The 14,492-nt window shown below is 62.0% G+C and carries 14 protein-coding genes; 12 read left to right on the top strand and 2 right to left on the bottom strand.

Features of this window, described 5'->3' with window-relative positions:
• Nucleotides 1–13: 13 nt before the first annotated feature.
• Nucleotides 14–778, bottom strand: a complete 765-nt coding sequence (locus V1293_RS29065; RefSeq protein ID WP_334514301.1) for a sugar transferase — start codon at nt 776–778, stop codon at nt 14–16.
• Nucleotides 779–805: 27 nt separating this feature from the next.
• On the opposite strand from V1293_RS29065, the gene V1293_RS29060 reads away from it, so the two are divergent.
• From V1293_RS29060 to V1293_RS29005, 12 genes are all read left to right on the top strand, one after another.
• On the top strand, nt 806–1,024 hold the full coding sequence (locus V1293_RS29060; protein WP_334514300.1) for a hypothetical protein: 219 nt from the start codon (nt 806–808) through the stop codon (nt 1,022–1,024).
• 332 nt (nt 1,025–1,356) lie between these two features.
• Nucleotides 1,357–1,500 carry a hypothetical protein gene (locus V1293_RS29055; RefSeq protein ID WP_334514298.1) on the top strand — a complete coding sequence of 48 codons (144 nt, stop codon included), beginning with the start codon at nt 1,357–1,359 and terminating at the stop codon, nt 1,498–1,500.
• 68 nt (nt 1,501–1,568) lie between these two features.
• Nucleotides 1,569–2,303, top strand: a complete 735-nt coding sequence (locus tag V1293_RS29050; RefSeq protein WP_334514296.1) for a metallophosphoesterase family protein — start codon at nt 1,569–1,571, stop codon at nt 2,301–2,303.
• 52 nt (nt 2,304–2,355) lie between these two features.
• Nucleotides 2,356–3,036 (top strand): polysaccharide biosynthesis/export family protein, encoded by a 681-nt coding sequence (locus tag V1293_RS29045; RefSeq protein ID WP_334514294.1) that lies wholly within the window; start codon nt 2,356–2,358, stop codon nt 3,034–3,036.
• Between the two features lie 567 nt (nt 3,037–3,603).
• Entirely contained in the window at nt 3,604–4,755 is a 1,152-nt protein-coding gene (locus tag V1293_RS29040) for an outer membrane beta-barrel protein (RefSeq protein WP_442894380.1), read from the top strand.
• A complete protein-coding gene (locus V1293_RS29035; protein ID WP_334514289.1) occupies nt 4,736–7,048 on the top strand; it encodes an AAA family ATPase in 2,313 nt (770 codons plus the stop codon). Before V1293_RS29040 ends, V1293_RS29035 begins: the two co-directional genes overlap by 20 nt.
• Before the next feature lie 41 nt (nt 7,049–7,089).
• Nucleotides 7,090–8,442 carry a VpsF family polysaccharide biosynthesis protein gene (locus V1293_RS29030; protein WP_334514287.1) on the top strand — a complete coding sequence of 451 codons (1,353 nt, stop codon included), beginning with the start codon at nt 7,090–7,092 and terminating at the stop codon, nt 8,440–8,442.
• A gap of 17 nt (nt 8,443–8,459) precedes the next feature.
• Nucleotides 8,460–9,494: a glycosyltransferase gene (locus tag V1293_RS29025; RefSeq protein ID WP_334514285.1), complete on the top strand. Its 1,035-nt coding sequence runs from the start codon at nt 8,460–8,462 to the stop codon at nt 9,492–9,494.
• Between the two features lie 41 nt (nt 9,495–9,535).
• Nucleotides 9,536–10,642 (top strand): acyltransferase family protein, encoded by a 1,107-nt coding sequence (locus V1293_RS29020; protein ID WP_334514283.1) that lies wholly within the window; start codon nt 9,536–9,538, stop codon nt 10,640–10,642.
• The gene (locus tag V1293_RS29015; RefSeq protein ID WP_334514281.1) at nt 10,639–10,803 is read left to right on the top strand and encodes a hypothetical protein; all 165 of its coding nucleotides are present in this window, start codon (nt 10,639–10,641) and stop codon (nt 10,801–10,803) included. The genes V1293_RS29020 and V1293_RS29015 overlap by 4 nt, the downstream gene beginning before the upstream one ends.
• Nucleotides 10,800–11,855 (top strand): acyltransferase, encoded by a 1,056-nt coding sequence (locus V1293_RS29010; RefSeq protein ID WP_334514279.1) that lies wholly within the window; start codon nt 10,800–10,802, stop codon nt 11,853–11,855. Before V1293_RS29015 ends, V1293_RS29010 begins: the two co-directional genes overlap by 4 nt.
• 4 nt (nt 11,856–11,859) lie before the next feature.
• Nucleotides 11,860–13,299, top strand: a complete 1,440-nt coding sequence (locus V1293_RS29005) for a lipopolysaccharide biosynthesis protein (protein WP_334514277.1) — start codon at nt 11,860–11,862, stop codon at nt 13,297–13,299.
• Between the two features lie 22 nt (nt 13,300–13,321).
• Here the strand turns inward: V1293_RS29005 and V1293_RS29000 are convergent, their stop codons facing one another.
• Nucleotides 13,322–14,422 (bottom strand): endo-1,4-beta-xylanase, encoded by a 1,101-nt coding sequence (locus V1293_RS29000; RefSeq protein ID WP_334514275.1) that lies wholly within the window; start codon nt 14,420–14,422, stop codon nt 13,322–13,324.
• Between the last annotated feature and the right edge of the window lie 70 nt (nt 14,423–14,492).

Genomic DNA, 14,492 nt, shown 5'->3' with positions numbered 1-14,492 from the left:
ACGTTGCGGCTGGTCAAAATCCGCTTCCCGACAGGAATTCCTTGCGGATGGTGCGGATGATGATCATGACGTCCATGCGCAACGACCACTTCTCGATGTAATGGAGGTCGTAATCGATCCGCGAAATAGCTGGCCCGAACTCGGCCGTGCTTCCCCTGCAGCCGTTGACCTGCGCGAGCCCGGTGATGCCCGGCCGCGCCGTGTGGCGCTGAAAATAGTATGGCACGAGGTCTTCGTAAGGCAGGTCCACGGCCAGCATCCCCGGCACATGCGGCCGCGGCCCGACCAGCGACATATCGCCCTTGATCACGTTGAACAGTTGCGGGATTTCATCGAGGCTGGTTCTGCGCAGAATTCGGCCCACCGGCGTCACGCGTGCGTCACCCTGGATGGTCTGCCTTACGCCGCGCACGTCGCCGGCATCGTTGCGCATGGTACGGAACTTGTAGATCTTGAAGCGACGGTTTCGATAGCCGTAGCGGTATTGAAAGAACAGCACCGGACCCGGCGACGTCACCTTGATCGCGACCGCAATCGCGATCAGGAGAGGCGCGAAAAACAGCAATGCGCCGCTTGCCGCGGCGATATCGAAAATGCGCTTTGCGATCGACGACGACGGTTCAGTCCGCGCGACACGGCGCGAACGCCGGCGGCCTCGGTACGCGCCACGCGTACTGCCGCCGGCAAACTCGACAGGACGGACCGATATCTGGGTTCGCTCTCTCCGGATCGGCGTGACGTTGTTCCGATCGAAGTTGGCTGTCACGATCGAGGCCATGACTCTCCTCTCTGCTGGAACCGGACTATGATCGAGCACATTCGAATGCTCGGCACGGCGCGTGACGATTTCGCAGCGGCGAACGTCGGCACTCGCCGCGAGCGCAAACGCTCGCAGGTCGGTAAGACTTTCCACAATCTTGAGCGAAATTTGGCGCGAAAGCGAAAATCTCGCACGCAGCGCCGCAACGGAATCTTTACCGTGATTTGTGCGACGCGATATTCTGGTTTGTTCGGAAGCGCTTAGTTTCGATTTGCCGGGTTAATGGGTTGCGCGTGATTCGATGCTGCTATGCATAATCGAAAATCGCGGAACAAAATCGCCTGTCCGATTCTCGACATTTCAATTGAACGAACGCAGCGTCACGGCAGTGGCAACAAATCGCTGTCACGTCGTTGTCTTGAACGAGCCTGTTCATCGAAAGCCGAAGCGATCCGCCACAGCCTTACGCGAGACTTTGCAAGAGCCTGTGATTGAGGCGCACGCATTGGCCGATGGCCCGTCAGGCTTCGGAGGAAACAAAGACGGCCGCGATTCGCGAGCCGTCCACTTCGCGGAACAATTCCGGGGAGGCGCCCATGATGGCCGAACGTCTGCACAGCCGCGCGCTGGTGCAACATGACAGGTTGCTGCCTGACCGCTGTCTCAGGAACCGAATCATCATCGGGAACGCGATCGCATGGATTGCGATCGTCATCCTGATTCGCCTGCTCTTTTTCTAGACACTTCACCTTGCTGTGTTGCGTGATGGATTGACCGTCACCCGGTTCCATGATCGACATCGCAGATCATGAACCGAGCATCTGCGGCACCATCGCGCTCCATTTCCGCTTCAGCGCCCGCGGATACACGCATCTACGCGGTCGGTGACATCCACGGCCGCGCCGATTTGCTGAGCGAAATAATTGCTCGCATCGACGACGACATACGGCGCAGGCCGATCGCGCATGCGGTCGAAGTCTATCTCGGCGACTATATTGATCGCGGACCGCACTCGAGAGCGGTGCTCGATCTGCTCGCGGTGCGGCTCGTCGCCAATGGCGCGGTGTGCCTGCGCGGCAACCACGAAGCTGTGATGGAAGGTTTTCTGCAGGACCCGGCCATCCTGCAATACTGGCAGCAACTGGGCGGCATGCAGACACTTGCGTCCTATGGTGTCGAGCTGCACGACGGAACCGAAACGGCAAGCGATGTGCATCGCCGCTTTCTCGACGTGTTCCCGCGTGCACACGAATTGGTCATGCAATGCCTGCGCAACCGGTTCAGTTGCGGCGATTTCCTGTTCGTGCATGCGGGCATTCGTCCGGGCGTTCCGATCGAGCATCAGGACGCCAATGATCTGATCTGGATCCGTGATGAGTTCCTCGACTGCACGCGGAACCACGAACGGTTCGTCGTGCACGGTCATACGCCGGTGCCACATCCAGACATTCGCTCTAACCGAATCAATATCGATACTTGCGCCTGGCGAACAGGAACCTTGACCTGCATTGCGATCGAAGGATCAACGATCCTTTTCCTGTGACACGCATATCTTGTAACACGCATGCAATGACTTGTGACCGCGTGCGCCCATCTTGGGCAGATGGAACTCCTGCATCACATTCTTTTGCCGTGTTTGCTTATTTATGATCAGCGGCTGTACATGCATTCACGGAGATGCAGCCATGCAGCAACGGTCGTTCAGCGCCGGCCCGACGCTTCGCTTTCTTCTTTTCGTCGTCCTTGCGATTACCGGCATCAGTGCCGGTCTTTCGTTTCACGCTTCAGCACAGACGCCGCCATCCGCAGCGTCTGCGGAGCGTTACATTCTCGGCCCGAACGACCGGATCAGGCTGAAGGTCTACGGCGAATCTGACATCACGGGCGAGTATGAAATCGACAACGGCGGTCAGGTCTCGATTCCACTCGCCGGCCATATAAAGGCTGCGGGCGCCACGACGCGGCAGCTCGAGAAATCGATCGCATCCGCGCTTGCAAAGGGAATCGTGCGCGATCCGCGCGTGAACGTCGAGATCGCGCAGTATCGCCCGTATTACATTCTTGGCGAAGTCAAGAAGAGCGGTGAATACCCGTATCGCAATGGGCTGACGGTCCTGGACGCGGTCGCAAGCGCCGGCGGATTCACGTATCGCGCCAACGAGAACAAGGTCTTTCTGCGCCGCTCAGGCGCCGGCGCAGAAGAGATCCTGCCTCTCGATGCTCCTGTTCCGGTTTATCCGGGCGACAACATTCGGATTCCGGAACGCTACTTCTAGCGTCGCGGAACCAGATGAGGTGCATGCCGCTCGCGTGCGGATGACGACGTTGTGTTGCGTTGTCGTCACAGCATTTTGCGATGCAAAATATTTTGCGGCGCGAGGAAAACTTTTTCCGGCAAGGCGCGTTGCAAGCGAGCGCATCACTTCAATCTCACAACTCAAAAACCTTGCGCCCGCGTACCGAGTATGAGGCATGCCTTTCTAATGCGCAGTCGACGATCATTTTCTGAGCGATGGGCTTCGCCTGTCAAGTGTTCGCCGCCTTCGCGTTCCCGCAAGGGATGGGTGATGGGATCCGAGTTGGCACTTGCATGGCTGAATGCATCGGAAGGAAGCGCAGAGCGATTCCGTTCCATACGCGTGCCCGGCAGAGGCCGCTTCAGCCTCTTGCCGGCTCCGGCAGCTGCAATCCTTTTGGGTCTTGGATCGTCAGCGAATGCGCAGGCCATTCCGTGGACCAACGGAGAATTCGCTTCGCCCTGGAACGCACAAAAAATCTTCGAACCGTCAACGCTGCCTGACAGGACCGATCCGGACAACCGCGAAGAGATTCCGCCCGAGGACATGCCGGTGAAGCAGCGGCAACAGCCTGGCTATGAACCCGTCGGCATTCGCTCGGGTTCCTGGATGTTCAACCCGTCGCTGACCGCCGGCAGCTTTTACGACAGCAACGTCTTTGCTTCGGGCACCGCCCAGCGCTCCGATATCGCGGCGGTGATCGAGCCGACCCTGCGCGCGCACTCGTTATGGGGGCGGCACGGTCTCGACCTGAAGCTGGATGCGCAGTCGACGGCGTATAGCCAGTTTTCGAGCCTGAACCAGACCAACGCCAGCCTGAAGGGCAACGGCTGGCTGGACATCACGAACGATACGATGCTGCTGGGCAATTTTCAGATCGCGCATCTGAACGAAGGCGTCGGCACGGTCAGTTCGCCCGGCAACGCCATATCGCCGACGCCGTACAATCTGATGTCCGGCGACCTCACGCTGCGCAAGGAGTTCAACCGGCTGACCACATCGGTCGGCTTCCGAACCGATTCCTACGACTACGGATCGACGCGCGCACAGGACGGCACCGTCATCAACCAGGATGCCCGCGACGGGCAGATCTACGCACTCCACAGCCGGATCGACTATGCGATCTCGTCCACCCTCGGCTGGTTCGGCGGCGTGGAAGGCAATCAGCGCGACATCAAGGGAACGCCGGGCCACACGCTGGACTCGCAGGGGTATCGCGCGCTGTCCGGAATCACGGTCGGGCTGGGCAACCTGATCACCGGCGAATTCGGCGCCGGCTATGTCCAGCAGCGTTTCGACGATCCGTCGATCGGCAACATCGAGGGTCCTTCCTACCGCGCGCGGCTGACATGGCGTCCCACACGCCTGCTCGACGTGCATTTCAATGCCGAGCAGATCGTCACGCAAACCTCCGACACCAGCGCCACCGGCGTGCTCGCCAACGCCGTTCAACTCGGCCTCGATTACGAACTGCGGCGCAACATCATCGTCTCGCTCGCCGGCGGCTACGAGAACGACAAGTTCTTCGGCCAGCTCCGCAGGGATAACGTGCTGACATCGGACACCCGCGTCAAATATCTCGTCAATCGCTTCGCGGCCGTATCCGCCTACTACCGCTACACCAAGCGTGACAGCGACCTCCCCGCCTTCACCTTCGACAAACACTTGGTAGGCATGAATGTTACAGCGCAATTCTGACCTGCCCTATGTGATCCCCGACGAGCCTGTCAGCCGCCCCGCGGAAGGCTGGCAGTATCCGACCGTCGATCTGCGCGAGATGGGCCGCATCCTGCGCCGCCGCTACAGGATGGTGGTACTGCCGGCCGCCACCCTGCTCGGGCTGGCGCTGACCTATTTGTTGTTCGCCACCACTCTATATACGGCGACGTCGACCGTGCTGGTCGACCCGCGCCGCGCCAGCGTCGTAGAGACCAACCAATCCGTGCTGTCGAACTTCGGCACGGATGACGCCACCATCGAAAGCCAGACGCTGCTGATCCAGTCGGTCGCGATCCTGACGCGCGTCGTCGGCAAGCTGAAGCTGACGGAGGACGAGGAATTCACACCAAAACCCAGCCTACTCGATCCGATCAAGCGGCTGTTCGCCAGCAGCGGCCCGAGCGACGGAGCCAGCCCGGAAGACGCCGCCAAAGCGCGATCGGTCGAAATCCTTCAGAAGCGAATGAAGGTCACGCGGCAGGGCACCACCTTCCTCGTCGACATCGCCATCAGTTCGGAATCGCCGCAGAAAGCCGCAACCATCGCCAACGCGATTGCGGACGCCTATTTCGACGAGCAGGTTCGCGCCAAATACGACGCCACGCGCATTGCGGCGACCTGGCTCAATGGCCAGATCGATGACTTGAAGTCCAGAGTGGTCGCTTCCGAAAAGGCAGTCGAGGACTTTCGTTCCGCCAACAATCTGACGGTTTCCCAGGGCGTTACGCTCAACGACCAGCAGATCACCGACCTCAACAGCAAGCTGATCGCCGGGCGCGCGCAAACGGCGGAAGCGCGGGCGAAATACGAGCAGGTGCAGGATATCGCGAAGTCAGGTGGCGATCCCGGCGGCATCAACGCGGCGATTTCCTCGGAAATGATCACGAAATTGCGTACCCAATATGCCGACATCGCCAAGAACGAAGCCGATTTGGCGAGCAAATACGGCGCGCGTCATCCGCTCGTCGCCAATGTGCGGGCGCAGCGGCGCGATACCCAAAAACTGATCAACGAGGAAATCCGGCGAATACTGGAGAGCACCAAGCACGATTACGACGTGGCACGCTCCCGCGAGGCGTCGCTGCAGCAAAGTCTCGACCAGCTCCAGGGCGTGTCCACCTCCTCAGGCCAGGCGCAGGTGCGCCTGCGCGAACTGCAGCGCGAGGCCGAGGCCAATCGCACGCAGTATGAATCCTATCTGGCGCGCTCCAAGGAAACGACGGCGCAAGAGAGCCTGGAGATGCCGGATTCCCGGATCGTCACCAAGGCCAGCATTCCGATCAGGCCGTCCTCTCCCAAGACGATGCTGATCCTTGGTCTTGCGCTGATGCTCGGTCTCGGCGCAGGCAGCGTGCTGGCGTTTCTCGCCGACTATCTCGACGGCCGCATCAAGACGCTCGAACAGGCCGAAGCCATTTCGGGCGTACCGGCGCTTGCCGCGGTCCCGCTGGTCGGCGCGCGCGAGTTGGCCCGTCTCGCCCGGCGCGGACGCAACGAACTCGGCCGCTACGATCCGAAGAACACGAAGTTGCTGCCGGCGCCGTTGCAGCCGCCTTTGACGCGCTACGCGATCGACGAACCCGGCACGTTCTTCGCCGAAGCGATCCGGGCCGTTCGCCTTGCGCTGCAACGGACGATGCGCTCGCAGCCAGTGAAGGTCGTGCAAGTCACCTCCGCGCTCGACAGCGAGGGCAAGACCACGCTCTCGATCAATCTTGCGCAATCGCTGGCCATGCTCGGCATCCGGACGCTCCTCATCGATGGCGACCTCCGCAATCCGCAAGTGACGCGCTCGCTATGCCCGCGCGCCGACGCCGGCCTGCTGGAAGTCGCAATCGGCCAGACCGCGCCGGAACACACCATTCTGGTGGATCCCAGCACCGGGCTTTCGATTCTGCCGTCGACCAGGATCAAGGAGGTCGAATACATCACGGAGCTGATGTTCTCCGACCGGATCGTCGACGTTCTCGATCATTTCCGTCACCGCTATGAACTGATCGTGATCGACTCGCCGCCGCTGGTGCCGCTGGTCGATGGCCGCGCGCTCGCCGAACTGGCCGATCGCATCATTCTGGCGATGGCCTGGGACCAGACGCCCGGCGAAGTGGTGTCCCATGCCATGGATCTGCTGTCCCCGGTCCGCGACCGGGTCATGGGCACGGTGTTGACCCGCGTCGATCTCAGCCGCCTGCAGTTCTATGACTATTACCGCAGCTCGGCCTATCTCAAGCCGTACGGCGCCGCGAGCCTTCATGCCGGAGCGGCGCGGTGAGAGCGCGTGGACCGTTGAACGGATCGGCAGGCGTCGCACAGATGCGCCGCCGCCCCCTTGTATTGGACGCGGTGCGGCCTGCACATACACCTGGGCGCGCCACGAGTGCCGATGCGTACATCGAACGGATCGCGACCGGCTTGATGCTGCTGGCCGTCATTGCAACCTTCACGCTCTCGTCCTCCGTCCTGACCAACTGGAAAATCCACTATTTGACCGCGGGCGGAAATTTTTACGAGAAGCTGCATCCCGCCACCTATTTCACACTGCTCGCATTCTCCCTGCTGTTGATCCGCAGCCGCGGCCCGGTCGGCGAGATCAACCGGATGTTTTCCGAATCGAAGCTGCTGCTGGCGTACCTGCTGTGCTGGCTGTTTCTGCTGGTCCAGGTGATCGTGCTCGAACGTCCCTTCACGGTCATCATCGACACATTTCTGCTGCCGATCCTGATCGCGATGGTGATGTGGCAATTATCGACTGCGCAACGGCGTCCGCTGGTCTGGGCCATTCACCTGACGATCCTGCTGAACGTCGTGCTCGGATATTATGAGTATTTCTCCGGCCATCGGCTGATCCCGCTGACGCTCGGCGACGTCGTGGTGATGGGAGAATGGCGCTCCGCGGCGCTGCTCGGCCATCCGCTGACGGCATCCGGCATCGTGGGCGCTTACGTCCTGGCGCTGGTGCTTCGTCCGGCGATCTGTCCGCCGATTCTCGTGCGGCTGCCGCTGATCGCGTTCTGCCTGGCATCGCTGATGGCGTTCGGCGGCCGAACCTCGCTGGTCACGGTGCTGGCGGTCATCGGTCTGATCGGCGGCTTCGAAGCGCTCCACCTGATGCGCGGAAAGCGAATGCCGCTTCCGGCGGCCATCCTCGCCATCTGCGTGCTGTTTGCCGCCGGCGCCATCATATTCGCCGCGCTCGACCTCGGCATTTTCGACAAGATGCTGCTGCGCTTCTCCTCCGACAAGGGCAGCACGCTGGCGCGCTACGCCACCTTCAGCCTGCTCTCGCATTTCGATTGGAATGAACTGATCCTTGGCCCCAACCCGGTCCGGGCGAACGCGCTGCAGTCGCAGCTCGGCCTCAACTACGGCATCGAAAACTTCTGGATTTCATCCGTCGTTCAGTTCGGCCTCATCCATACCATCCTGCTGACGATCGGACTGGTCTGCTTCTTCGTCGAATTGCTGCGCCGCGCACACCCGGCGGCATGGGCCATCGTGCTGCTGATCGTCATCATCGCGGCGAGTTCAGTGAGCTTGTCGTCGAAGAACATTCAGTTCGCGCAGTTCGCGATCCTCATCTCGATGCTGCTGCCGCGTGAGCGGCATCGCGTCACCGCGCCCTCGCAAACTCGTCCGCACGTCACCTACCGGTCCGTTCCGGCATAAATCTGGATACTCTTCGCATGACCATCTATGTCGACAACACCCATCTCGGACGTCACGTCACCGGCCTTGAACGCATCACGCTGGAGCTGTTCTCCGAGTCAGCGCTTGCACCGCTCGATGTCGTGCCGGTGAGGGCCCAGGGTGTTCGCCAGATGGTGACGACGCAGACCCTGGGGTTGCCGATGCGGCTCGCCGCTTCGTCCTCCATCCTGCTATGCCCCGGCTTTCCGCCCAGCCCGCTGCTGCGGCCGTTCGCATCGCGGGTGCTGCCCTATATCCATGATGATTTTCTGATCACGCGGCGCGCCGAACTCAACATGCGAGCCCGACTTTACATGGCCGGCCCGTTCAAGCTCGCCTTGCGCCACTACCCGCGCTTTCTTGCAAATTCCGGCGATACAAGGCGTAAACTTGCCGCGCATTGCCGGCCAGACGCGGAAGTGACGCTCTATCGGCCTTCGGTCCGCAACGTGTTTGGTCTCGACCCCGGACAACGCGGGGAACGCAGCGCGCAGCCCCGACCGCTTCGGCTGATCGCGCTGGGCACGGTGGAGCCGCGCAAGAATTTTCGAGCGGCGGCGAAAATCCTCGATGCGTTGCGCATGCAGGGATTTCCGGAAGCGACGCTGGACATCGTCGGACGACCGGGATGGGGTGACGACTGGCAAGCGCTTGAGAGCCAACCGGGCGTTACGCTGCACGGATATCAGTCCGCCGAGCGAGTCAACCAGTTGCTTGACGCCGCCGACCTGTTCATCTGCACCTCCCATGACGAAGGCCTGGGATTGCCGCTGCTGGAGGCGCAATACGCCGGCCTGCCGATTATCGCGCCGGATGCCGCCATCTTCCGCGAAGTGCTCGGCGAGTCCGGCATCCACATCGATACCGCCGATCCTTCTTGTGCGGCCGCGCGGATCGCGGCCGCGCTGGGGAACGATGACTGGCGCGCCCGGTATGTGGCGCTGGCGGTGCGCAATCTGGCGCGCTGGAACGATCTGGCGCGCGGCGACCGCGAAACGGTCATCAGCCTGATCGCCCGGCTTGCCAACTGACAAGCCCGTTCCAGGAAAATCGGGTCCGGAGTACCGCAGCCTTGCATGACACCAGCGCCACACGGCATCAGGACGGGTTGCGGATCGTTGCAGCCAGCGCTGTCGTGGTCCTTCACTATTCCGATTACTTCAAGGAAGTGCCGATCGGCCATTTCATGATCGCGCACACCCGGCATTTCAATCTGTTCGTGGATCTGTTCTTTGTCGTCTCCGGCTTTGTCATTGCCCGGCAATATTTCGGTCGCGTCAACAATGCCGCATCGATCGGCCGCTTCCTCTGGCGTCGACTCGCCCGCATCTATCCGCTGCATCTCGCCACGCTTGCCTTCTATATGGCGCTTGCCGGCGCGCTTCATTTCGGCGCTGCCCAGACCGACAACCCGGCCCGTTATCCGCTCTCCGACCTGCCCGCACAATTCCTGCTGCTTCACGCATTCATAGGCGAGCGCCTGACGTTCAACTTTCCGAGCTGGTCGCTGTCGGCGGAGATGTTCTGCTATCTGCTTTTCCCGGCCGTCGCGCTGATCGCGCAACGCCGCAAGGAGGCGGTCATTGCGCTCGTGGCCCTCACCGCGGTCGCCAATTCCCTTTGGGCATGGGCCGCAGGAACGACGCCGTGGGCCGACTGGATCAACCACGGCGGCGCCTTCAGGGCGCTGCCCGCCTTCAATCTCGGCATGGCCTGCTATCTGTTTCGCGACCGGATCGCGCGCTGGCCAGTGATTCCCGGCGCTCTGGCTGCATCGCTCGTGGCGTTTATCGTGCTCGGCTCGTGGCTACCGACGATGACCGCCGTGCTCGCGATCTATGCCGTCGCAATACTTGCTGTTCAGGCGGACTGCGCGGGGCGTGAAACGCTGCTGTCGCGGCTCCGCTTCGATCGCTGGTCGCCGCTGACCTATTCCTGTTACATGCTGCATATTCCGGTTGCCACCGTCATCATCACCTTCGGATCGCGACTGCTTTCCCTGTCGCCGCATGAACGGCTGATACTGGCGCCGGTAGCGATCGTCATCCTGGCATTCGCCAGCGTCATCTCGCTGCGCACGTTCGAAACGCCGCTGCGGCGCTATCTGACCGAGGCTTACGATCGCCGCGCCAGCAGGCCCGCACCGTCTCCCGCGATCTCGCGGCAGGAGAGCACATGATGACGGTGGTGGAGCGCATACCGGCAGCGATGGCATTCGCCAGCGTCATCTCGCTGCGCACGTTCGAAACGCCGCTGCGGCGCTATCTGACCGAGGCTTACGATCGCCGCGCCAGCAGGCCCGCACCGTCTCCCGCGATCTCGCGGCAGGAGAGCACATGATGACGGTGGTGGAGCGCATACCGGCAAACCAGCGATCCCGGAGCGTCGTGCAGGCGCCGGCCAAAAGCCGCGACGGCGTCGTCGACGCCATGCGCGGCATCGCCATCCTGATGGTGATCGGAATCCATTCGCTGCCGCAGCCGCTCGATGCTATCTGGGCAAAATCCCTCGACGCAGCGCTGCGGCCCTGCGTGCCGGTCTTCCTGTTCGTATCAGGATATCTGACAGCGCTTTCCGGCCGCGTGCCGCTCGCGAAGCGATTGAAAGCGGCCCTAATCCCCTATGCGATCGCGTTCGCCGCCGCCTACATCTACATGGCGCTGCATAATCCGGCGATGGATCATCGCATCGGCACGACGCTGGCGCGGTTCGGACTCGGATACGTCTTCGTCTACTATTACGTCTTCGTCTATATCTGCTGCACGCTCGGTCTGTGGCTCGTCTTTGCGGTTAGCGGCGCCGGGAAACCCGGCGCAGAAAAGCGGATCGCCCTTCTCCTTGCTCTCTCGATCGGCTGCGGCCTGCTTGCCGGCAGCTATCTCGATCCTGCCATGTCGCGGCTCGGCGCTTCGGACGCATTGCTCGACGAAGTCCGCATGCGCGATATTCCGTTCTGGTTCTCCTTTGTCGCGCTCGGCGCGCTGACCGCGATGTTCGCAGACTTAAGCGACCACAGCGTGCGCCGTACGCTGCTCGGCGCCATGCTGGCGACCTACGCGCTCTATGCCGCCGTGCGCATTCTCGGTCTTGGCGACGCCGCCACCTACGATTCGATCGCCTTCTTTCTTTATGCAGCGCTGTTCTGCGTTGCACTGTTCGCTCTCCAGCCGAGCTCGCCGCTGCTTGGCTGTATCGGATCTGGCAGCTACTTCATCTATCTCTGGCACATCTTCATCGTCATGGCGTTGCGCGATCACACCACGCTGCATCAGCTCGGCGCTGTCGCCGGCTTTGCCGTTTGCGGCGGCTTGGCCGTCCTCCTCAGCGCTGCCGTGCTGCTGGCCGTCCGGCAGTTCGCCTCCGCCCGACTCTGCCGCTGGCTGGGGGCCTGAACAGATGCTCCTGAAACACACGCTGCTCTATCTGCCCGCGCAATTCGTCGGACCGCTGTTCCAGCTTCTGGCGATGATCGTTTGGACGCATGTCATCGACGAACACACGCTCGGCGTGATCACGCTGATCACCGCCACGCATGAATTGCTGCAGATCGGCTTTCTCGCCTGGTGGTCGCAATATGCGCTGCGCTTCCTCGGACGCTACCAGGACGCCAACGACGCACCGCGCTTCTATCGCACCGAAAACGCGGTCCTGCTGGCATCCATTGCGTTGCAAAGCGCGGCCGTCGTCGGCATCCTGCTTCTGGTCATCGCGCCCGACGCGAGAGCTGGCCTTCTCCTTGCCGCCGTCGCCTATGTGACGACCCGGTCCCTCAACCTCTATATCGGCGAGCGCGCCCGCGCGCAGCAGCAGATCCGGGTCTACACGATCCAGCAGGTATTCGGGCCGTCGGTGGGATTTATCGCCGGCCTAGTGTTGATCAGATTGTTCGGCCAATCGGCGGAGTGGCCGCTGGCGGGATACGCCGCGGCGCAACTGACCGCGGCGCTGATCGTGCTGCCCGCACTTCGCAGTGGCTATCGCCTTTGGCCGATCGACCGGGAGATCGTCGGCCACGCGCTGCGCTACGGCATTCCGCTGATCGTCGGCGGCGCGCTCGGCTGGGTCGGCCTCAATGCGTCGCGCTTCATCGTCAACCAGATGTCGGGCGTGGCCGCGGCCGGACTGTTCGCGGTGGGTTACGGCCTCGGCCAACGCGCCGCGGCCGTCGCGGCCATGCTGGTAACGGCCGCCGCGTTCCCGCTTGCGGTCAAGAGCATGGAACAGGAGGGCAGCCAGGCCGGCATGCGCCAGCTTGCCGCCAACAGCGCACTGTTGGTCGCCATCCTGGCGCCGAGCCTCGCCGGCATCTTCATGCTGAGGACGGAGATCGTGCATCTGCTGATCGCAGTGCCGTTCCAGGCGGTGACGCTCGCGGTCCTGCCGCTCTCCACGCTCGCCGGCGCGATCCGCAACCTGCGCGCCCATTTCGGCGATCAGGTGTTTCTCCTGCAAAACCGTACACGCTGGATGATGGCCATTGCCGCGATCGACGCGTCGACGACCGTGGTGCTGAGCGCTTTGTTCTTGCCGCGCTGGGGGTTAGCCGGCGTCGCCGGCGCCACCGTGCTGGCGGCGCTGGCCGCGGCAAGCGTCAGTTTCTCGATCGGCTTTACCCGGTTTGGCCTGCGCCTTCCGGTCGGCCATCTCGTGCGCATCGCTTTCGCCACGATTGCGATGGCGGCGTTGCTGCGGATTTTCCCGGAAGCCCGCACCCCTGCCGTGTTGGCGGCACATGTCGCGGCAGGCGTCGCCGTCTATTTCGGAGCGCTCGCCCTGCTCTACGCGCCAACGCTGCTGCGGATACTCCGCCCGAGCCCCCAACATTCGGAGGCATGAGCGCATTCAATACGATTGCCGCCTACGACTTCCGGGTATTCTCGAACGCACGCGCCATCGCGAACCAGAGCGGCTTCTTCTGCATCGATGAATCGAACGGCAAGGGCCGAGGCAGCCGCTGCGCGAGCGGATCCTTCTTCTTCGCCGCATCGGTATAGAACGAGTAGTTGTCGGCGAGTTCCCACGCGATCACCACCTTGACCGCCGAAACGCGCAGCGCGTTGTTCAGGTACTTCTCAGCCGTCTCGGCGATCATCGCATCGCGTGCCGCGACGTCATCCGGAAACGTATCATCGCGCACGTCGAACTCGGTCAGATAAATATCGACGCCACGTTCGGCGAGCGCGTGAAGGAACTCAGAGAAGCGTCCGGGGTCGTGCGGGTAACGAGGCTGCAGGTGACTTTGCAGGCCGACGGCATGCAGCGGCACGCCGGCATGCTTCAATTCGTCAACCAATTGCAGCAATCCCTTGCGCACCGTGAGGCCGACCTCATCGTCGCGCTCGCTCTGCGCCTCGTTGAGAACCAGTTTGGTCTTCCGATCGACCATCGCAACGCGCTCAAAGGCGCGGCGGACGTATCCCGTGCCGAACGTGTCGTACCATGGACCGAGCCGGTAACCACCGGGCGCCTTGTGCCCGGGCCAGAACGGCTCGTTGACGACATCCCAGGAATGCAGCTTGCCGACATAACGGGCAGCTACTTCCTCGATATAGGAATCGAAGAATTTTTCGCGCTCAGTGGCGCTCATGTTCCTGACCCATTGCGGAACCCATTCGTTCCAGATCAGGCAATGGCCGCGCATCGGAATGTTGTTGGCTGCACAGAATTGCAGCAGACGGTCCGCGCTCTCGAACCGCTTCGGACCCGGCTGCGGCGCGATGGTTCCCATCTTCATCGCAATATCAGTCGTGACGATGCGCGTCTGCGTCTGATAGAGCTCGCGATAGGCTTGATCCTTGTCGATGACAGGACCTGCCGCCGCGCCGAACACGATCCCGTTACGAGCCGCAATGGCGCCGAGACTCTGCGTGGGCTGTGCGGCGAATACTTGCTTCTCGTAAGACGCAACACTCGCTCCTGCGATAAGAGCGAGCGCATTTCGCCTCGACCACTGCTGCATAGCTGATCTCCATCACGTGAATGATTCGTCACCATGTCTCGCCCTTCGCATCGCGACATCGCCATCGTTG

The organism is Bradyrhizobium sp. AZCC 1693, from assembly GCF_036924745.1.
Lineage (GTDB): Bacteria > Pseudomonadota > Alphaproteobacteria > Rhizobiales > Xanthobacteraceae > Bradyrhizobium.
The sequence above is the reverse complement of the archived record's forward strand: the minus strand, read 5'-3'. Positions and strand labels throughout refer to the sequence as shown.